Raw genomic sequence first — 17,741 nt, 5'->3', positions numbered from 1 at the left:
GCGCTGGATGGCCTACGATCGGACGGCGATGTTGAACATCCTGCGCCCCGCCGTCACCCGAGTCATGACCCCGCTGGGGCGAGCCCTCGCCCGCCGGGGGATCTCGCCCGACGTGATCACCACGATCGGTACGCTCGGAGTGGTGGCCTCGGCTCTCGCCTTCTATCCTCTCGGGCATCTGTTCGCGGGAACGCTCGTCATCACGTTCTTCGTGCTCGCCGACCTCCTGGACGGCGTGCTGGCCCGGATGACGGGCAAGGGGAGCACGTGGGGCGCGTTCCTGGACTCCACGCTCGACCGCCTCGGCGACGCCTCGATCTTCTCGGGGCTGATCCTCTACTTCGTCCTGAAGGACGAGCCCGAAATCGTCCTCGCGACAGTCGCGCTCTTCTGCCTCGTCGCGGGAGCATTGGTCTCCTACGCCAAGGCCAGGGCCGAGGGCCTCGGCATGACCGCGAACGTCGGCATCGCCGAACGGGGGGAACGTCTCGTGGTCGTGCTCGTCGCGGCCGGCCTGTCCGGTCTCGGCGTGCCGTACATCCTGGCGGCCGGGCTCTGGCTGCTCGCCGCCGCCAGCGCCGTCACGGTGGTCCAGCGGATGGTGCACGTCTACAGACAGGCGGTGGTCAGATGAAGGGCACGGACGGCCCACCCCCCGGGCGGTCCGCGCGGCCCGGGGCGGAGTCTGGGGGTTCACCCTCCGAACGGCCTTCGCGATCCGGCGCGGCGTCTGAGGGGCCACCCTCCGCGCGGTCCCCGAGGCCCGGCGCGGCGCCGCTCGCCGACCGGCTGGTCGCGGCGGCGTACACCGCCGGCTGGGCCGTGGTCCGCCACGTGCCGGAACGCCTGGCCGCCTGGTTCTTCCGGGTCCTCGCCGACCGGCTGTGGCGCAGGCGGGGCAAGTCCGTGCGCCGCCTGGAGGTCAACCTGGCCCGCGTCGTCGGCGGCGACCCCGGCGACCACGCCGTACGCGATCTGAGCCGGGCCGGCATGCGCTCCTACTTCCGATACTGGATGGAGTCGTTCCGCTTCACCGCCTACACCCGCGAGCGCATCCTCGACGGCACCCGGACCACCGGGGGCGAGCACATCTTCGACAACCTCGCCCGGGGCAGGGGAGTGGTGGTCGCGCTGCCCCACATGGGCAACTACGACCTCGCCGGCGCCTGGCTGGTCCACTCGGGCCACCGCTTCACCACCGTCGCCGAGCGGCTGAAGCCGGAGTCGCTGTTCGAGCGCTTCGTCGCCTACCGCGAGCGGCTCGGCATGGAGGTCCTGCCGCTGACCGCCAAGGGCGGCGGCAGCGCGATGGCGTTCGGCACGCTCGCCAAACGGCTGCGCGAGGGCCGGCCCGTCTGCCTGCCCGCCGAGCGGGACCTGACCGCTCGCGGAGTCGAGGTCGAGTTCTTCGGCGCGAAGACCCGCATGGTCGCCGGGCCCGCGCTGCTGGCGATCCAGACCGGTGCCGCGCTGCTGCCGGCCGTGCTGTGGTTCGAGGGGAACGGCTGGGGCATCCGCATCCACGAGGAGATCCCGGTGCCGTCCGAGGGGACCCGGCAGGAGAAGGTCGCGGTGATGACCCAGGCAGTGGCGGACATCTTCGAGAAGGGCATTGCCGAGCACCCGGAGGACTGGCACATGCTCCAGCGCCTGTGGCTCGACGACCTCGAGCCCCGCCCGGAGGCCGGGTCGTGAACGTCGGCATCGTCTGCCCCTACACCTGGGAGGTCCCCGGGGGCGTGCAGGCGCACATCAGGGACCTCGCCGAGGCGCTCATCGAGGACGGGCACAAGGTGTCCGTCATCGCCCCCGCGGGCGACGACGCCGAACTGGAGGCGTACGTGACCCCGGCGGGCCGCGCCGTGCCCGTGCCGTACAACGGGTCGGTCGCCCGGCTGGCGTTCGGGTTCCTGTCGGCGAACCGGGTGCGCAAGTGGATCAGAGAGGGCGGGTTCGACGTGCTGCACGTGCACGAGCCCGCCGTGCCGTCCCTCGGCGTGCTCGCCTGCTGGGTCGCCCGCGGCCCGATCGTGGCGACGTTCCACGCCTCGTACGAGCGGTCGCGGGCCATGTCCGTGGCGGCGCCGATGCTGCAGAGCGCGCTGGAGAAGATCACCGGCAGGATCGCGGTCTCCGACGCCGCGCGCAAGACGCTCGTGGAGCACCTCGGCGGCGACGCGGTGCTGATCCCCAACGGCGTCACGGTGCGCAGGTACGCCGAGGCCGAGCCACTGCCCGGCTGGGGCCCGGACGGCGGCGTGATCGGCTTCCTCGGGCGGATGGACGAGCCGCGCAAGGGCCTGGCCGTGCTGCTGGAGGCCTTCGCCCTGCTGGCCCCCGAGCGGCCCGCGCTGCGCCTGCTGATCGCCGGGCCGGGCGACCCCGACGACGTGCTCGGGCGGGTGCCCAAGCCCTACCGGGACAGGGTCGGGCTGCTCGGCATGGTCAGCGAGGCCGACAAGGTGCGCGCCTACCACTCCGTCGACGTCTTCTGCGCGCCCAACCTCGGCGGGGAGAGCTTCGGCATCGTGCTCACCGAGGCCATGTCGGCCGGGGCGCCGATCCTCGCCAGCGACATCCCCGCCTTCCGGCGCGTGCTGGGCGACGGTCAGGCGGGGGCGCTGTTCACCACGGGAGACCCCGCCGCCCTCGCCAGGGAGGCCGCCCGGCTGCTCGACGACCCCGGGCGCCGCGCCGAGCTCTCCGGCGAGGCCCGCCAAGCGGTCTGGAAGTACGACTGGTCCACGGTCGCGCGGGAGGTCGTGCGCGTCTACGAGACCGTCACCCACGCCAGCGCGGGTGTGGTGGAGGACGCGCTGCCATGACGATCCGCAACGACGGGGCCGCGCAGGCGGAGGTGCCGGCGTGACCACGACTCTGATCCTCGTGGCGGCCGTGGTCGTCGTGCTGTTCGCCGTCTACGTCTCCTGGCGGGCCGGGCGGCTCGACCGTCTCCACATCCGCCTGGAGACCGCGCAGGCCGCGCTCGACGCCGCGCTGCTGCGCCGTGCCGCGGTCTGCCTGGAGCTCGCAGGCTCGCGCATCCTCGACCCCGCCACCTCGCTGGTGCTCGCCGCGTCCGCCCACGAGGCCCGTACGGCGGGGCCGGACGAGCGCGAGCACGCCGAGAGCGACCTGTCGAGGACGCTGCGGGCGGTGGTCGACCAGGAGCGGTTCAGGGAGAAGCTGGCCGAGCACCCCGCGGGGGCGGCGCTGCTCGAGGAGCTGGACACGGCGGTCGCCAAGGTCGTCTACTCGCGCCGGTTCTACAACAACGCCGCCGCCGTCACCCGTACGGCACAGCGGCGCTGGCTGGCCCGCACGCTGCACCTCGCCGGGCACACCGAGGCGCCCCGGTTCTTCGACATCGACGACGAGCCGCCCGAATCCCTCGCTACTGGGTAGTCACCATTTGTCGGGCATAGCGTTTATTCCCGGTAAGCTCATGCCGTTTCATTGCCATGCTGGGCGACGGTCCGCGTGCCGGTATCCGTCGTGCCCGGTGGCGGGGGCTCTCCACCGGGAGGAGCGGGTACGGTGCGGGCAGGGATCGGCTTCACGCTGGCCATGGCGGTCGTCCTGACCGGAGCCGCGTGCTCGGGCGACGACAAGCCGGCCGCCCAGTCCCAGGAGGCGAGCCCGCTGGCCTCCCCGTCGCCGACGCCGCCTCCCGAGCACCCGTTCACCGGACGCCCGGTCGCCGCGCGCAGGCCCGTGCTGGCCGTGAAGATCGAGAACACTCACGCGGGCAAGCCGCAGATGGGCCTGCGCAGCGCCGACGTCGTCTTCGTCGAGCAGGTCGAGGGCGGCCTCACCCGGCTCATGGCGATCTTCTCCTCGAAGCTGCCCGCACAGGTCGGGCCCGTCCGCAGCGCCCGCATCTCCGACCTGCACATCCTGCCGATGTTCGGCAAGCCCGCCCTGGCCTACTCCGGCGTGCAGACGAAGATGATCCCCTTCGTCCAGAAGGCCTCGCTGTTCGACGTGTCCGACAGCCGGGTCCCCGGCGCCTACACCCGCGCGCCGGGGCGGGTCGCGCCGTACAACCTGATCGGCAGCCCCAGGAAACTGCTCGCCAAGGCGCCGCAGGCGAGCGAGGCGGACGACATCGGCTTCGTCTTCTCCGACGAGCCGCCCGCCGGTGGCACGCCGCAAAAGAGCGTCAGCGTCCGCTATCCCGCGGCCCGCTTCACGTTCGCGTGGTCGGCGGCGCAGAAGCGCTGGCTGGTGACCCAGGACGGCGAGAAGGACATGGCCGCCGAGGGTGGCCAGCAGGGCGCCCCCACGATCGTCATCCAGTGGGTGAAGACCGACCGCTCGGAGTTCCACGACTTCACCGGCAGCTACACCCCGCTCGTGCACACGGTGGGCAAGGGCACCGGCGTCGTGCTGAGGGACGGCCAGGCCTACCGGGTGAAGTGGTCGCGCGCCTCGGAGAAGGAGGGCACCACCTACACCATGGCCGACGGCACGCCGATGCCGTTCGCCCGCGGACAGGTCTGGGTCGTGCTCGCCTCGCGCAAGCCCGTCGCGCCGTGATGGACAAAAGGCGTGATCGACTCTGCCAAGTGGGCGCGTCGGGGGCGGGATCGGCCAGCACCTACCATGGAGGGGAATCCGTAGGCCCGCCGTCGTGAGGTAGCACCGTGTCCAGCAGCACCCCCGAAGTCAACGAGACCACCGCCGTCGGCACCGCCCGCGTGAAGCGCGGCATGGCCGAGATGCTCAAGGGCGGTGTCATCATGGACGTCGTCACCCCGGAGCAGGCCAAGATCGCCGAGGACGCCGGAGCCGTCGCGGTCATGGCGCTGGAGCGCGTCCCCGCCGACATCCGCGCCCAGGGCGGAGTGTCCCGGATGAGCGACCCCGACATGATCGAGGGCATCATCGGCGCCGTGTCCATTCCGGTGATGGCCAAGGCCAGGATCGGCCACTTCGTCGAGGCCCAGGTGCTCCAGGCGCTCGGCGTCGACTACATCGACGAGTCCGAGGTCCTCACCCCGGCCGACTACGCCAACCACATCGACAAGTGGCAGTTCACCGTCCCCTTCGTGTGCGGGGCCACCAACCTCGGCGAGGCGCTGCGCCGCATCACCGAGGGCGCCGCGATGATCCGCTCCAAGGGTGAGGCCGGCACCGGCGACGTCTCCAACGCCACCACCCACATGCGCACGATCCGGGGCGAGATCAAGCGCCTGACCTCGCTCCCCGAGGACGAGCTGTACGTCGCGGCCAAGGAACTGCAGGCGCCGTACGAGCTGGTCGCCGAGGTCGCCAAGACCGGCAAGCTGCCGGTGGTGATGTTCACCGCGGGCGGCATCGCCACCCCGGCCGACGCCGCGATGATGATGCAGCTCGGCGCCGAGGGCGTGTTCGTCGGCTCGGGCATCTTCAAGTCCGGCGACCCGGCCAAGCGCGCCGCCGCGATCGTCAAGGCCACCACGTTCTACGACGACCCGGACGTGATCGCGAAGGTCTCGCGCGGCCTGGGCGAGGCGATGGTCGGCATCAACGTCGACGACATCCCCGTGCCGCACCGCCTCGCCGAGCGCGGCTGGTAGACGGCCCCGCAAGCACGGCGCACAGGGGAGACACGCCCGGCTGGGACATCCCGGCCGGGCGTTCTTGCTGTTCGTGCGTCAGAGGCCAGGATGACCGGGCGGCGATGTCGCCTTTCGGGTGACCGATACCGTTCCGCCGCTCTTTACTCTCCAGTCATGAGCGATCGTCAGGCTGCGGGCGTCCCACTGATCGTCCCAGGGAGCCCAGTTTGCCCGGCCTCGATCGTCGTTCCCTCCTCGTCACCGGACTCGCCGCGGGGGCCGTCGCCGCGGTCCCCGGCGCCGCCCTGGCGGCCCCCACGCCGGCGCCCGAGACCGCGGGCGAACTCGCCTCCCGCGGCCTGCGTTCCGATCCGTTCACGCTCGGGGTGGCCTCGGGCGACCCCGACCACACCGGCTTCGTGATCTGGACCCGCCTCGCCCCGCAGCCGCTCGCCGAGGACGGGCTCGGCGGCATGCCGAAACGCGCGTTCACCGTGCAGTGGCAGGTCTACGCCGACGAGAGCTGCCGCCGCGTGGTGCGGGCGGGCGTGGCCGAGGCGAGCCCGGAATGGGGGCACAGCGTCCACGTCGAAGTGGACCACCTGCGGCCCGGCAGGGAGTACTGGTACCGCTTCCGCGTCGGGCCGTACGTCTCACCGGTCGGCAGGGCCCTGACCGCGCCGGACCCGCTGTCGTTCGGCGGCCCGCTGACGATGGCCTTCGTGTCCTGCGCGCAGTACGAGCACGGCTACTTCACCTCCTACCGCCGCCTCGCCGAGGACCACCCGGACCTGGTCCTCCACCTGGGCGACTACCAGTACGAGTACACCAGGAACACCTACGTCGCCCCCGGCGGCAACGTGCGCGACCACGAAGGGCCGGAGACGATGACGCTGGCGAATTACCGCCAGCGGCACGCGCAGTACAAGACCGACCCCGACCTGCGGGCCGCGCACGCCGCCGCGCCGTGGCTGGTCGTCTTCGACGACCACGAGGTGGACAACAACTGGGCCGACGAGATGCCGGAGCGCCCGGAGGAGCAGCCCACCTTTCTTGAGCGCAGGGCCGCCGCCTTCCGCGCCTACTACGAGAACATGCCGCTGCGCCGCACCTCCGTGCCGCGTGGCATCGACATGCAGCTCTACCGGCGCGTCAGGTGGGGGGCGATGGCGAACTTCCACATGCTCGACACGCGGCAGTTCCGCGACGACCAGGGCTGCGGCGACGGCTACAAGGACTGCCCGGAGGCGGTCGACCCGGCTCGCTCGATCATGGGCTTCGAACAGGAGGCGTGGCTGCTCGACGGCTTCCGGCGATCGCGGGCGCGCTGGGACGTCATCGGCCAGCAGGTCTTCTTCGCCCAGCGCGACAACAACGCCGGGCCGGCGAAGATCACCAGCCAGGACGCCTGGGACGGTTACGTCGCCTCGCGGCAGCGTGTCACCCAGGGCTGGATCGACGCCGGCGTGCGCAACCCCGTCGTGCTCACGGGAGACGTGCACGCGCACTGGGCCAGTGACCTGAAGCTGGACTACGACGACCCGACCGGCCCCACGGTCGGGTCCGAGCTGGTGACGACCTCCATCAGCACCACCGGCGACGGGGCCGACTCCGACCCGGCGGCGCACCCCTTCCTGCAGATCAACCCCCATCTGAAGTTCTACAACAACCAGCGCGGCTACGTTCTGACGAAGATCGACAGGGACGCGCTGACCGCCGACTTCAGGGTGGTGCCCGTCGTCTCGGCCCCCGGCTCCGAGGCGCGCACCAGGGCGACGTTCGTGATCGAGGACAGGGTGCCCGGCGTGCAGCAGACGTACCTGCGCCCGCTCGACCCCTCGATCGCGGCGCGGCGTGCGATCACGGTCGAGGACACTGTGCGGCAGGAGACCGAGCGCCCCTGAACAACGCGCCCCGGCGGGCGGCGCCCCCTTTCCGGGGCGCCGCCCGCTTCGCCTCTTCCGGGCCGGTCGCCGTTATCGTGACCTGCTATGACGACCGACGAAACCAGGCGGCTCGCCGAAGGCCTGTCGCGCGAGCTGCGGCACCTCGTGATGCTGCTGCGCCGTACGACGGCGGGGCAGCCGGTCACCGCCCAGCAGTACTCCGTGCTCGGTTCGCTGGAGGACGGCGCTCGCCGGATGACCGAGCTGGCCGAGGAGCACGGCGTGCAGCTCCCGACGATGAGCGTGCAGGTCAACCGGCTGGAGGAGGCCGGCCTGGTCGCGCGGGGCACCGACGCCTCCGACGCGCGGGTGCGGACCGTCGAGCTGACCGGCGAGGGCCGCGACCGCCTGCGGGCCGTACGGCAGGCCAGGATCGCCTACCTCTGCGACCGGCTGGGCGTGCTGACCCCGGAGGAGCGCTCGGCCATCGGCCACGCTCTTCCCGCCCTGGCCAAACTCGGTCGTATCTGACAGATCGACGGGCGGCATCCGTCAGACACCCCGGCCGCGTCGAAGCCCGCGTTTTGGGCGCACAAGACCGTGGCCATACCCTGAATGCGGCTACCGCGCAATGGGGAGCCTCCACAGGAGGGAAATCCGTGACGTCCGCACCCAAGATCGGCGTGCTCGCCCTGCAGGGCGACGTGCGCGAGCACATCCGCGCTCTGGAGGAGTCCGGCGCGACGGCCGTACCGGTGCGCAGGCAGAAGGAGCTCGCCGCGGTGGACGCGCTGGTCGTCCCGGGCGGGGAGTCGACCACCATGTGGAAGCTCGCCACCACCTTCGAGCTGCTCGAACCGCTGCGGCTGCGGATCAAGGAGGGCATGCCCGCCTACGGCTCGTGCGCTGGAATGATCATGCTGGCCGACCGGATCGAGGGCGGCATCGAGGGCCAGGAGACGCTGGGCGGCATCGACATGGTGGTCCGCCGCAACGCCTTCGGCCGCCAGGTCGACTCGTTCGAGGCCGATCTCGACTTCGCCGGACGCGGGACGATCAGGGCCGTCTTCATCCGCGCCCCCTGGGTCGACTCGGTGGGGCCCGACGTGGAGGTGCTGGGCCGCACCGAAGCTGGGGATAGGATCGTCGCGGTCCGACAGGGACCGCTGCTCGCGACGTCCTTCCACCCGGAGTTGACCGGGGACGCGCGGGTGCACTCGTATTTTGTCGAAATGGTGAGGGAGTTCTAGGCGATGTCCGGCCACTCCAAATGGGCGACGACGAAGCACAAGAAGGCGGCGCTGGACTCCAAGCGCGGCAAGCTTTTCGCCAAGCTCATCAAGAACATCGAGGTCGCGGCCAGGACCGGCGGGCCCGACCCGGACGGCAACCCCACGCTGTACGACGCCATCACCAAGGCCAGGAAGAACTCGGTCCCGATCGACAACATCGAGCGGGCCCGCAAGCGCGGCGGCGGCCTCGAGGCCGGCGGCGCCGACTGGCAGACGATCATGTATGAGGGCTACGCCCCCGGCGGCGTCGCGGTCCTCATCGAGTGCCTCACCGACAACCGCAACCGGGCGGCGTCCGAGGTGCGCGTGGCGCTGACGCGCAACGGCGGCTCGCTCGCCGACCCCGGCTCGGTGTCGTACATGTTCAACCGCAAGGGCGTGGTGATCGTCCCCAAGGGGTCGCTGACCGAGGACGACGTGCTCATGGCCGTCCTCGACGCGGGTGCCGAGGAGGTCAACGACCTCGGCGAGAACTTCGAGGTGGTCTGCGAGGCCTCCGACCTGATTCCCGTGCGCAAGGCGCTGCAGGACGCGGGCATCGACTACGAGTCGGCCGAGATGAGCTTCGTCCCCACGCTCAACGTCCCTCTGGACGAGGAGGGCGCTCGCAAGATCTTCAAGCTCATCGACGCGCTCGAGGACAGCGACGACGTGCAGAACGTCTGGGCGAACTTCGACGTGAGCGACGAGGTCATGGAGAAGGTCGAGGCATGACGCCGCAGGCCGGCCACGGGCCCTTGGCCCCAGGTCGGCAGGGGGCGGAAAACCGGTGGCAGAGGCCGCCGGGGCCCGCATAGTTTGGCCGGTTGTGGAAATCCGTCATCTCGCGAGCGACGACCTGGACGCCGTCCTCGACATCCGCAGGCGCGCCTTCGGCCCGTTGTCCGGCTCCGGCGCCGACACCTGGCGCAAGCTCGTCTCCCCGATGCTGCCCGAGGGCCGTTACCTGGGCGCCTTCGACGGCACCCGCCTCGTCGGCGCGGCCAGGATCAACCCGTACGTCCAGTGGTGGCACGGCCGCCCGCTGTCGATGGGCGGCGTGGCGGGTGTGACGGTGTCGCCGGAGGACCGCGGCAGGGGAGTGGGCCGTGCGCTCACGGCCGCGGCCGTCGAGCGCTGCGCGCAGCTCGGCCACGCGGTCTCCGCGCTCTACCCCGCCACCACGCCGCTGTACCGGAAGGCGGGCTACGAGCACGCCGGCGTGTTCCAGCGGATCACCGTGCCCGCCGAGGCGCTGCGCACGCTGGGCGACCCCGGCGCCGCGGTGAAGCTGCGCCGGATGGGCCCCGCCGACGCGGCCGAGCTCGTGGCGCTGATCGGCCGGGTGCACACCGCCACGCGCGCGAGCGGGCCGCTGTGCTTCGACGAGCGGACCTGGCGCCTGTGGCTGGAGGACGACGACGACTTCTGCTACCTGGCCGAGGACGGATTCGTCGTCTACCGCTGGAGCGACGGGGACATCGAGGTCGACAACCTGCTGGCGGGGTCGGAGGCGACGGCCCGTGCCCTGTGGTCGCTGGTCGGCAGCGCCTCGACGGTCGCGAAGTCGGTGACCGCCTACGTGGACCCGGCCGACCCCGTGCTCTGGATGCTGCGGGAGCGGTCGAAGGACGAGGTCGCCCAGACGCGGTGGATGTTCCGGCTGATCGACCTGCCCGCCGCGGTCGAGGGGCGCGGCTTCCCCGCCGGGGTGTCGATCGAGGCGCCTCTCGTGGTGACGGACCCCCAGCGCGAGGCCAACACGGGCACGTGGGTGCTGCGGGTGAACGGCGGCTCCGGCTTCGTGACGCGGGAGGCCGGGGAGGCCGGCGAGGCTACGCGGCTCACCATCGGCGGGATGTCCGCGCTGTTCGCCGGTGTGTCCACCGCCACGCTCCGCCGCGCCGGCCTGCTGACCGGCGGCTCACCCGAGGCCGGCGACGCGCTGGACGCCGCGTTCGGCTGCGCCGCGTACATGATCGACTACTTCTGACGCGCCCCGCGTCGCCGCTGATCGCGATAGAGTGACCGGCCGAACAGATGTTCGGCGCGGCGGCGGGGTCGTACGGGTGGCCGCGCCGGCCGGGATCAGGGAGGCGTGCCGGTGCGGTTGCCCCAGCTGCGGGTGATGGGTGTGGACCCGGGACTGACGCGGTGCGGCCTCGGCGCCGTGGAGGGCCGGCCGGGCGCGCCGCTGAGCCTTCTGTCGGTCGGGGTGGTCCGCACTCCGGCCGACGACGACATCGGCTCCCGGCTGGTCGTCATCGAGGCGGAGATCGAGCGCTGGCTCGACGAGATCAGGCCGGACGCCGTCGCGGTCGAGCGGGTCTTCGCCCAGCACAACGTCCGTACGGTCATGGGGACGGCCCAGGCGTCGGCCGTCGCGATCGTCTGTGCGGCCCGGCGGGGGCTGCCGGTCGCGCTGCACACGCCGAGCGAGGTCAAGGCCGCCATCACGGGCAACGGCAACGCCGACAAGAAGCAGGTCGGCACGATGGTCACCCGGCTGCTGCGGCTCGACGCCATGCCCAAGCCGGCGGACGCGGCCGACGCGCTCGCCCTCGCCATCTGTCACGTCTGGCGCGGCGGCGTGCAGCACCGCCTGGCCGACGCCCTGGCCCGGGCCCGATCCGGCGGTGCCCGGTCCGCGGCCTCTGGTAGGACTGGAACGCCCGGCGAAGTCGCGGCCGGGCGGCCGGACGGGGGAGGGAGCACGCGGTGATCGCATCCGTAGCGGGACAGGTGGCGGCGATCACGGCCGACAGCGCCGTGATCGAGGTGGGCGGCGTCGGGATGCTCGTCCACTGCGCCCCCGGCACCCTGGCCGGGCTGCGCGTCGGCGAACCCGCCCGGCTGGCCACCTCGCTCGTCGTCCGCGAGGAATCGCTCACGCTGTACGGCTTCGCCTCCGACGACGAGCGCACGGTGTTCGAGCTGCTCCAGACGGCCAGCGGGGTGGGGCCGCGCCTGGCCCTGGCCATGCTCGCGGTCCACGCGCCCAACGCGCTTCGCGTCGCGGTGGCGAGCGCCGACATCAAGGCCCTCACGATGGTGCCCGGCATCGGCCAGAAGGGCGCCCAGCGCATCGTGCTCGAACTCAAGGACAAACTCGGCACCCCGGCGGCGGCGGTCGACGCCGCGTTGAACGGCGCGGCGGCGCCGCCCGTCTGGCGGGATCAGGTCCACTCGGGACTGGTCGGGCTCGGCTACTCGTCCAGGGACGCCGACGAGGCGGTCGCGGCGGTGACCGCGGAGGCCGAGGCGGAGGTCGCGGCCGGCCGCACCCCCCAGGTGGCCACGCTGCTCAAGTCCGCCCTGCGCGCGCTGAGCGTGCGATGACCGCACGACGGGCCGATGGTTCGATGAAAGTTTCACCGGGAAGCGGACGGGTCCCGGCAGGCCGAGCGGATGGTGTCGAGTGAGCTTCGAGCGGGATCTCGTGTCGCCCGAACCGGAGGGCGACGAGCGGGCGATCGAGGCCGCGCTGCGTCCCCGGCGCCTGGAGGAGTTCATCGGGCAGGGCCGGGTGCGCGAGCAGCTCTCGCTGGTGCTGGAAAGCGCCCTGCGCCGCAACCGCCCGCCCGACCACGTCCTGATGAGCGGTGGTCCCGGGCTCGGCAAGACGACGCTCGCCATGATCATCGCCTCCGAGCTGGCCGCGCCGCTGCGGATGACCTCGGGTCCGGCGCTAGAGCGCGCGGGCGACCTCGCCGCGATCCTGTCCACGCTGACCGAGGGCGAGGTCCTGTTCATCGACGAGATCCACCGCATGGCCCGCCCGGCGGAGGAGATGCTCTACCTGGCGATGGAGGACTTCCGGGTCGACATCGTCGTCGGCAAGGGCCCGGGGGCGACCTCGATCCCCCTCGACATCGCCCCGTTCACGCTGGTCGGGGCCACCACCCGGGCAGGGCTGCTGCCCGCGCCGCTGCGCGACAGGTTCGGCTTCACCGCCCACATGGACTTCTACGAGGTGGCCGAGCTGGAGCAGGTGCTGCGGCGCTCCGCCCGGCTGCTGTCGGTGGACCTGCCGGACGAGGGCGCCCAGGAGATCGCCCGGCGATCGCGCGGCACGCCCCGGATCGCCAACCGCCTGCTGCGGCGGGTGCGCGACTTCGCCGAGGTCCGCGCCGAGGGCGTCATCACCAGGGAGGTCGCGATGGCGGCGCTCAACCTGTACGAGGTCGACGCGGAGGGGCTGGACCGGCTCGACCGGGCCGTGCTGGACGCGTTGCTGCGCAAGTTCGGCGGCGGCCCTGTGGGCCTGTCGACGCTCGCGGTGGCCGTGGGGGAGGAGCCGGAGACCGTGGAGGTGGTCGCCGAGCCGTTCCTCGTCCGGCAGGGGCTGCTGGCCCGCACTCCGCGGGGCCGGGTGGCCACGGCCTCCGCCTGGACGCATCTGGGCATGACTCCGCCGCCCGACGCCTTCGGCGCCGCGATCCCCGGCCTGCTCGACGACTCCGCCGGGGCCTGAAGAACGGGCGAGGCACCCGGCCCGGCGGCCGGGTGCCTCAAGAGTGGTGACGGATCGTCCGGGGTCAGTGCTGCCACTCGACGAGCGCCGCGCCGATGTTGGTGGACATGACCCGGATTTTCGGACGGGCGCCGACACTGCCCCAGGGAACGGTCGCGTGCCCCCGCTGGCCGCAACCGAGGTTGTACCAGCCGCCCTTCCTGGCGGTGTTGTATCCCCACCCCTGAACACAGGCGGTCTGCTGGGTGCCCTGGGTCGTGTTCCACCAGTAGGTCACCTTGGTCCTGGGCGAGCCCATCACGCTGCAGTTGGAGTTGTGCGCCGCGCTCCAGGCTCCGGTGAGGCCGCCCGCCTGTCCGCCACAGCTGGCGGCGTTCGCCGGCGAAGCGCTCGTCCCGACAGCGATCGAGACGGCTGCCACGGCGGTGCACAGCGCGGTCGAGAGTGCCTTCTTGGCCATCACGAATTCGCTCCTTCTTCGAAATGCGGAGGCGCGTGAAAACTGCGCCGAGTGCCCTTCGCGGTGCCATGGGCTGTCTGTTTCCGGCCCGCATCGAATTTTTATCCCGGAGCAAATGGAGACCGCCAGGAAATGGCTCTGTCCGTAGGCTGGCCGTAACGTGGCCGCGTTCGGCCGGGCGCCGGCCGCCGTCGCGGTCCCCGCCGGTCGCGACGGCGGCGAAGGTGTCGGCGGAATTACGGGCCATGACAGAACCGATTTACATGCCGAGGTCCCATTCGCCGTCCTCCGAGTACCTCATACTCGCGGTGTCGGCCAAATTCTGGGCCATGGATCGAATAACCTCGTCTCTCTTGACAATTGAGGTCCGGGTCCGTCACGATCACAGCGCGTCGGGGCGTCGGAAAGATCGATGGCGACCGCCCGTCTCTCCCACTGAGAGCCGTGGTGGAACAACGTCCAATCGAAGCGAGGTCCTCGTTGTGATGAGAATCCTGCTCGTGGAAGACGACCGGCGTCTGGCGAAGGCGCTGAGCGACGCGTTGGAGCTACGGGGATACACGGTCTCGCACGCGCCCACGTGGGCTCGGGCATACGAACTCGGAGACCACGATCTGGTGCTGCTCGATCTCACCCTGCCGGACGCGGACGGGATCGAGGCCTGCGCGGCGTTCCGTAGCGCATCCGACAGCCCGTTGATCATGCTGACCGCCCGTGCCGACACGGAGAGCCTGGTCCAGGGGTTGCGCAACGGGGCCGACGATTACGTGACCAAGCCATTCAGGATGGCGGAGCTCGACGCGCGGATCGCGGCCGTGCTGAGACGCTCGCGGCCCCGGCGATCGAGGCCGTTGCGCCTCCCGGGGATGGAGATCGACTCGAGCAGCCGCCGGGTGATGCGCGACGGCGAGTCCGTGCATCTGACCCCGACGGAATACGCCCTGCTCGCCAGCCTCGCTCAGGCGCCCGGAGCGGTGGTCACCCGTGAGCGGTTGCTCATCGAGGTCTGGCAGACGGTCCACCGGAGCCAGGGACGGACCCTGGACGTTCACATGACCAGGCTGCGCGGCAAACTCCCGGGTCTGGTGGAGACCGTCCGCGGAAGCGGTTACCGCTTGGCCGTGGAGCGATGCAGCGGCGTATCCTGAGCGCCTTCCTGGCCCTTTTCTGCGCCGTGCTGACCTATCTGATCGCCACGCTCGCTGTTGTGATCGCCCAGGCCGCGACAGGGGATCTGGAGACGGACCGCCGGATGGACGCGATGGCGTTCGCCTCGCTCGCCGAGCCGGCACTGCAGACCGGCCAGACGGACGGGGTGAGATCGGCGCTCGCCCGGTACACGGCCTTGTACGACAACGAGGCCGCACTGGTGAATCGTGACGGGCGTCTGGTGCTCTATTCGGGCGGCGGAACGTCCCTGCCGGACGCGGCGCGCGGTGAGGTCGACGGAGCTCTCGCCGGAATGCCCAGCGGCCCGGCGGGCACCATCTGGCCGTGGACCCGCCGCCCGCTCGTGGTGGCGGTGCCGGTGACCTCCGGCGGAGACGTCGTCGGGGCCCTGTCGATCATCTCTCCGACGGGGCCGATCCGGCGTCTCGTGCTGCTGCGCTGGGGGCTCCTGACAACCGGCGGGCTGATGGCCGCCGCGATGACGAATTTGGTGGCACGGCGTCTGGTCGAATGGATTCTCCGCCCGGTCCACTATCTTGACGCGGCGGCCCAGGAGCTCAGCCATGGAAGTCTCGCGGCCCACACTCCTCTGGAATCCGGCCCGCCCGAGCTGCGCCAGCTGGTGAAGAAATTCAATTTCATGGCGGAGGCCGTACGGGGGATAATCGACCGAGAGCGTCGTTTCGCCTCTTACGCCGGACACCAGCTTCGGACACCGCTCGCCGCGCTTCAACTGCAACTGGAGAACCTGCAGATGAGGCTTCCGCTTTCCGACGCCGGTCTCGTCGAACCGATGATGGACGAGGTCGACCGGCTGGCGGGTATCTGTGCCGACCTCGTGGAGTTCGCGCGGGGCCGGAGCGCGGACTGTACGAATGCCGGCACGTCGCTCTTGGAAGCGGTGGCGGCGCGGGCGGACGCCTGGGACGTGGTCGTCGTCTCCTCGCCCTCCGAGGAGGTGCTCGTGAATATCAATGAGAGCCGCCTCGGCCAGGTATTGGACATACTGCTCGATAACGCGTTCAAATACGGCGGAGCCGGCAACGCCGTCTCCGTGACCGTCGACCTTCCCGCGAACGGCGCCGTGGTGGTTCACGTCGTCGACGCCGGGCCCGGCATACCCTCAGGAGCGCGTGAGCGGGCGGTCGAACCCTTCTGGCGCGCCCCGGACGTGCAGAATCTGCCCGGCTCGGGGCTCGGCCTGGCCATCGCGGTCAGTCTGCTGCGCGATGTGGGCGGGGAGGTCGAGTTGCGTGCCGCCGTTCCTCGCGGCCTCGACGCCGCCGTCCTCCTCCCGCTGGCCGGCGCATGAGGCGTCGAGCGGTCGTCCTGGCCCCGCTGGCGCTGCTGGCCGCCTGCGCGCCGGACGCGGGAGCGGAACTGCGCATCGCCGCGGGCGTGCCCGGAGGTGTGTACGACGTCCTCGGCAGGGCACTCGGCGCGGCGGCCGGGCGGTCGCTCGGGGTCAGGACACGGGTGGTCAGTTCGTCCGGTGCCCTGGAGAACCTGAGCCTCGTCCGCGGGGGCCTGGCGGATGTCGGCTTCGTCACCGTCGATGTCGCGAGTCTGGCGCCGGGAGCGCAGGCATCGCCGGGGAACGACGCGGCGACGCGGGTCATGGCGCTCGCGCGGGTGTACGACGACTGCCTCCAGGTGGTCGTCGACGGCCGCTCGCGCGTGCGGGAGCTGAGCGACCTGCGGGAGGCCCTGGTGGCGACCGGCCCGAGCGGATCGGGCACCGAACTGCTCGCGATGCGTGTCCTGACGATGGCAGAGGTCACGGTCCGCCAGGTCGCGATGGGACTCGCGGAGGCGGTGCGTGCGCTGGAATCCGGCCGGGTCGAGGCGTTCTTCTTCTCGGGCGGTCTTCCCACACCCGCGATCTCCTCGCTGGCCGCGCGACGCCCGATACGCCTGATCTCGCTCGGATCGCTGGTCGAGCGGCTGTGCCGTGAGTATCGGACGGTCTACAAGCCGCGCACCATAGGGATGTCGGCGTACCGGCTCCCGGAGGTGACCGCCACCGTGGCCGTGCCCAACCTGCTCCTTGTCGCGGCCGACATGTCGTCCGGGGAGGCCGAGGCGCTGACCCGGGTGCTGCTGGACAACCGCGCGGAACTGGCGAGAGCCAACAGCGCGGCGCTCCAGCTCAACCACCAGAGCGCCATTCTGACCATGCCCGTCCCGCTGCACCCCGGCGCCGAGACCTACTACCGCTCCGCGAAGATCGGCCTGTAGGGCGATCCGGAAGCACCGCCGAAACCGTGAAGCGGGCGGTCCGCGACGTGCCAAGCCAGGCATACCGGGGTATGGGTGGCTCAGGGTCACGGAACGGTTGTGACCCACGAAAGTGAAACTTTCCCGCGTGCCGGGTCGTGAGCTCGTTGCCGGGCTTTGAACGGCTCGCATACACTGCGTGGCTTGACTGGCCGCTTACGCTGACGCTCTCGGCGTATCACCGGCCGCGCGAAATGCGCACAGAACCTCCGGCGTCATGCCGGCGCAATCACCTATTGGAAGGGTGGCCCCCGTGGGTAACAGCTCGCTTGGGACGTTCGTGCCACTGATCTTGCTGGTAGTGGTCTTCTATTTCCTCCTGATCCGTCCGCAGCGCAAGCGGCAGCAGGAGATGGTCCGGATGCAGAACTCGCTCGCTCCGGGCTCCCGGATCATGACGACCACCGGCCTGTTCGCGACCGTCGTGCGGTTGGAGGACGAGGACGTCATTCTGGAATTGGCACCGGGCGTGGAGACCCGTTGGGCGAAGGCGGCGATCGGCCGGGTTCTCACCTCCGGCGAGGAGGAGGCGGAGGGCGGCGAGGCCGTCGCCGAGGACTCCGTCGCCGACACCGCCGACACGGGCAAGGAAGACAAGAGCAGCAACCAGTCCTGAGTAGGCTGATCACACACCCTTCGACGAAAGAACTGACCACCAGT

General features: G+C 71.1%; 19 protein-coding genes. 18 read left to right on the top strand and 1 reads right to left on the bottom strand.

Features of this window, described 5'->3' with window-relative positions:
• Positions 1–28 precede the first annotated feature (28 nt).
• The 14 genes from pgsA (at position 29) to ruvB (ending at position 13,174) form a co-directional block, all read left to right on the top strand.
• Positions 29–634 carry a phosphatidylinositol phosphate synthase gene (gene pgsA, locus ACQPZZ_RS25045; RefSeq protein WP_432934533.1) on the top strand — a complete coding sequence of 202 codons (606 nt, stop codon included), beginning with the start codon at positions 29–31 and terminating at the stop codon, positions 632–634.
• A gap of 155 nt (positions 635–789) precedes the next feature.
• Positions 790–1,695: a phosphatidylinositol mannoside acyltransferase gene (locus tag ACQPZZ_RS25040; protein WP_432934531.1), complete on the top strand. Its 906-nt coding sequence runs from the start codon at positions 790–792 to the stop codon at positions 1,693–1,695.
• A complete protein-coding gene (locus ACQPZZ_RS25035) occupies positions 1,692–2,825 on the top strand; it encodes a glycosyltransferase family 4 protein (protein WP_432922679.1) in 1,134 nt (377 codons plus the stop codon). The genes ACQPZZ_RS25040 and ACQPZZ_RS25035 overlap by 4 nt, the downstream gene beginning before the upstream one ends.
• 40 nt (positions 2,826–2,865) lie before the next feature.
• Positions 2,866–3,405 carry a hypothetical protein gene (locus ACQPZZ_RS25030; RefSeq protein ID WP_363640342.1) on the top strand — a complete coding sequence of 180 codons (540 nt, stop codon included), beginning with the start codon at positions 2,866–2,868 and terminating at the stop codon, positions 3,403–3,405.
• 132 nt (positions 3,406–3,537) lie between these two features.
• Positions 3,538–4,539, top strand: a complete 1,002-nt coding sequence (locus tag ACQPZZ_RS25025) for a DUF3048 domain-containing protein (protein WP_363640344.1) — start codon at positions 3,538–3,540, stop codon at positions 4,537–4,539.
• Between the two features lie 107 nt (positions 4,540–4,646).
• On the top strand, positions 4,647–5,561 hold the full coding sequence (gene pdxS, locus ACQPZZ_RS25020) for a pyridoxal 5'-phosphate synthase lyase subunit PdxS (protein WP_363640346.1): 915 nt from the start codon (positions 4,647–4,649) through the stop codon (positions 5,559–5,561).
• A gap of 209 nt (positions 5,562–5,770) precedes the next feature.
• A complete protein-coding gene (locus ACQPZZ_RS25015; protein WP_432922674.1) occupies positions 5,771–7,447 on the top strand; it encodes an alkaline phosphatase D family protein in 1,677 nt (558 codons plus the stop codon).
• 87 nt (positions 7,448–7,534) lie between these two features.
• On the top strand, positions 7,535–7,960 hold the full coding sequence (locus ACQPZZ_RS25010; protein ID WP_363640350.1) for a MarR family winged helix-turn-helix transcriptional regulator: 426 nt from the start codon (positions 7,535–7,537) through the stop codon (positions 7,958–7,960).
• Positions 7,961–8,088: 128 nt separating this feature from the next.
• Positions 8,089–8,679, top strand: coding sequence for a pyridoxal 5'-phosphate synthase glutaminase subunit PdxT (gene pdxT, locus ACQPZZ_RS25005; protein ID WP_363640352.1), 591 nt, complete (start codon positions 8,089–8,091; stop codon positions 8,677–8,679).
• Between the two features lie 3 nt (positions 8,680–8,682).
• Positions 8,683–9,435, top strand: a complete 753-nt coding sequence (locus tag ACQPZZ_RS25000) for a YebC/PmpR family DNA-binding transcriptional regulator (protein ID WP_363640354.1) — start codon at positions 8,683–8,685, stop codon at positions 9,433–9,435.
• Between the two features lie 94 nt (positions 9,436–9,529).
• On the top strand, positions 9,530–10,693 hold the full coding sequence (locus tag ACQPZZ_RS24995; protein WP_432922669.1) for a GNAT family N-acetyltransferase: 1,164 nt from the start codon (positions 9,530–9,532) through the stop codon (positions 10,691–10,693).
• 126 nt (positions 10,694–10,819) lie between these two features.
• Positions 10,820–11,422, top strand: coding sequence for a crossover junction endodeoxyribonuclease RuvC (gene ruvC / locus ACQPZZ_RS24990; protein WP_432934529.1), 603 nt, complete (start codon positions 10,820–10,822; stop codon positions 11,420–11,422).
• Positions 11,419–12,039, top strand: coding sequence for a Holliday junction branch migration protein RuvA (gene ruvA / locus ACQPZZ_RS24985; protein ID WP_432922666.1), 621 nt, complete (start codon positions 11,419–11,421; stop codon positions 12,037–12,039). Before ruvC ends, ruvA begins: the two co-directional genes overlap by 4 nt.
• Before the next feature lie 79 nt (positions 12,040–12,118).
• Positions 12,119–13,174: a Holliday junction branch migration DNA helicase RuvB gene (ruvB, locus tag ACQPZZ_RS24980; RefSeq protein ID WP_363640360.1), complete on the top strand. Its 1,056-nt coding sequence runs from the start codon at positions 12,119–12,121 to the stop codon at positions 13,172–13,174.
• A gap of 64 nt (positions 13,175–13,238) precedes the next feature.
• Here the strand turns inward: ruvB and ACQPZZ_RS24975 are convergent, their stop codons facing one another.
• Complete coding sequence (locus ACQPZZ_RS24975; RefSeq protein ID WP_432922663.1) at positions 13,239–13,634, bottom strand: hypothetical protein; 396 nt, start codon at positions 13,632–13,634, stop codon at positions 13,239–13,241.
• Between the two features lie 485 nt (positions 13,635–14,119).
• On the opposite strand from ACQPZZ_RS24975, the gene ACQPZZ_RS24970 reads away from it, so the two are divergent.
• From ACQPZZ_RS24970 to yajC, 4 genes are all read left to right on the top strand, one after another.
• A complete protein-coding gene (locus tag ACQPZZ_RS24970) occupies positions 14,120–14,782 on the top strand; it encodes a response regulator (RefSeq protein WP_432922660.1) in 663 nt (220 codons plus the stop codon).
• Between the two features lie 104 nt (positions 14,783–14,886).
• On the top strand, positions 14,887–16,116 hold the full coding sequence (locus tag ACQPZZ_RS24965) for a sensor histidine kinase (protein WP_432922657.1): 1,230 nt from the start codon (positions 14,887–14,889) through the stop codon (positions 16,114–16,116).
• Positions 16,113–17,042, top strand: coding sequence for a TAXI family TRAP transporter solute-binding subunit (locus ACQPZZ_RS24960; RefSeq protein WP_432922654.1), 930 nt, complete (start codon positions 16,113–16,115; stop codon positions 17,040–17,042). The genes ACQPZZ_RS24965 and ACQPZZ_RS24960 overlap by 4 nt, the downstream gene beginning before the upstream one ends.
• Before the next feature lie 256 nt (positions 17,043–17,298).
• Positions 17,299–17,697: a preprotein translocase subunit YajC gene (gene yajC, locus ACQPZZ_RS24955; RefSeq protein ID WP_363640370.1), complete on the top strand. Its 399-nt coding sequence runs from the start codon at positions 17,299–17,301 to the stop codon at positions 17,695–17,697.
• The last annotated feature ends 44 nt before the right edge of the window (positions 17,698–17,741 follow it).

The organism is Microbispora sp. CA-135349, from assembly GCF_050947365.1.
GTDB lineage: Bacteria > Actinomycetota > Actinomycetes > Streptosporangiales > Streptosporangiaceae > Microbispora.
This window is presented reverse-complemented; position numbering and strand designations above follow the sequence as displayed.

Excerpts from the sequence above, each read along its gene's own strand:
- pgsA (WP_432934533.1), top strand. The coding sequence starts at position 29 with ATGTTGAACATCCTGCGCCCCGCCGTCACCCGAGTCATGACCCCGCTG.
- ACQPZZ_RS25010 (WP_363640350.1), top strand. The coding sequence starts at position 7,535 with ATGACGACCGACGAAACCAGGCGGCTCGCCGAAGGCCTGTCGCGCGAG.
- ACQPZZ_RS25000 (WP_363640354.1), top strand. The coding sequence starts at position 8,683 with ATGTCCGGCCACTCCAAATGGGCGACGACGAAGCACAAGAAGGCGGCG.
- ACQPZZ_RS24975 (WP_432922663.1), bottom strand. The coding sequence starts at position 13,634 with ATGGCCAAGAAGGCACTCTCGACCGCGCTGTGCACCGCCGTGGCAGCC.
- ACQPZZ_RS24970 (WP_432922660.1), top strand. The coding sequence starts at position 14,120 with ATGAGAATCCTGCTCGTGGAAGACGACCGGCGTCTGGCGAAGGCGCTG.
- ACQPZZ_RS24965 (WP_432922657.1), top strand. The coding sequence starts at position 14,887 with ATGGACGCGATGGCGTTCGCCTCGCTCGCCGAGCCGGCACTGCAGACC.
- ACQPZZ_RS24960 (WP_432922654.1), top strand. The coding sequence starts at position 16,113 with ATGAGGCGTCGAGCGGTCGTCCTGGCCCCGCTGGCGCTGCTGGCCGCC.
- yajC (WP_363640370.1), top strand. The coding sequence starts at position 17,299 with ATGCCGGCGCAATCACCTATTGGAAGGGTGGCCCCCGTGGGTAACAGC.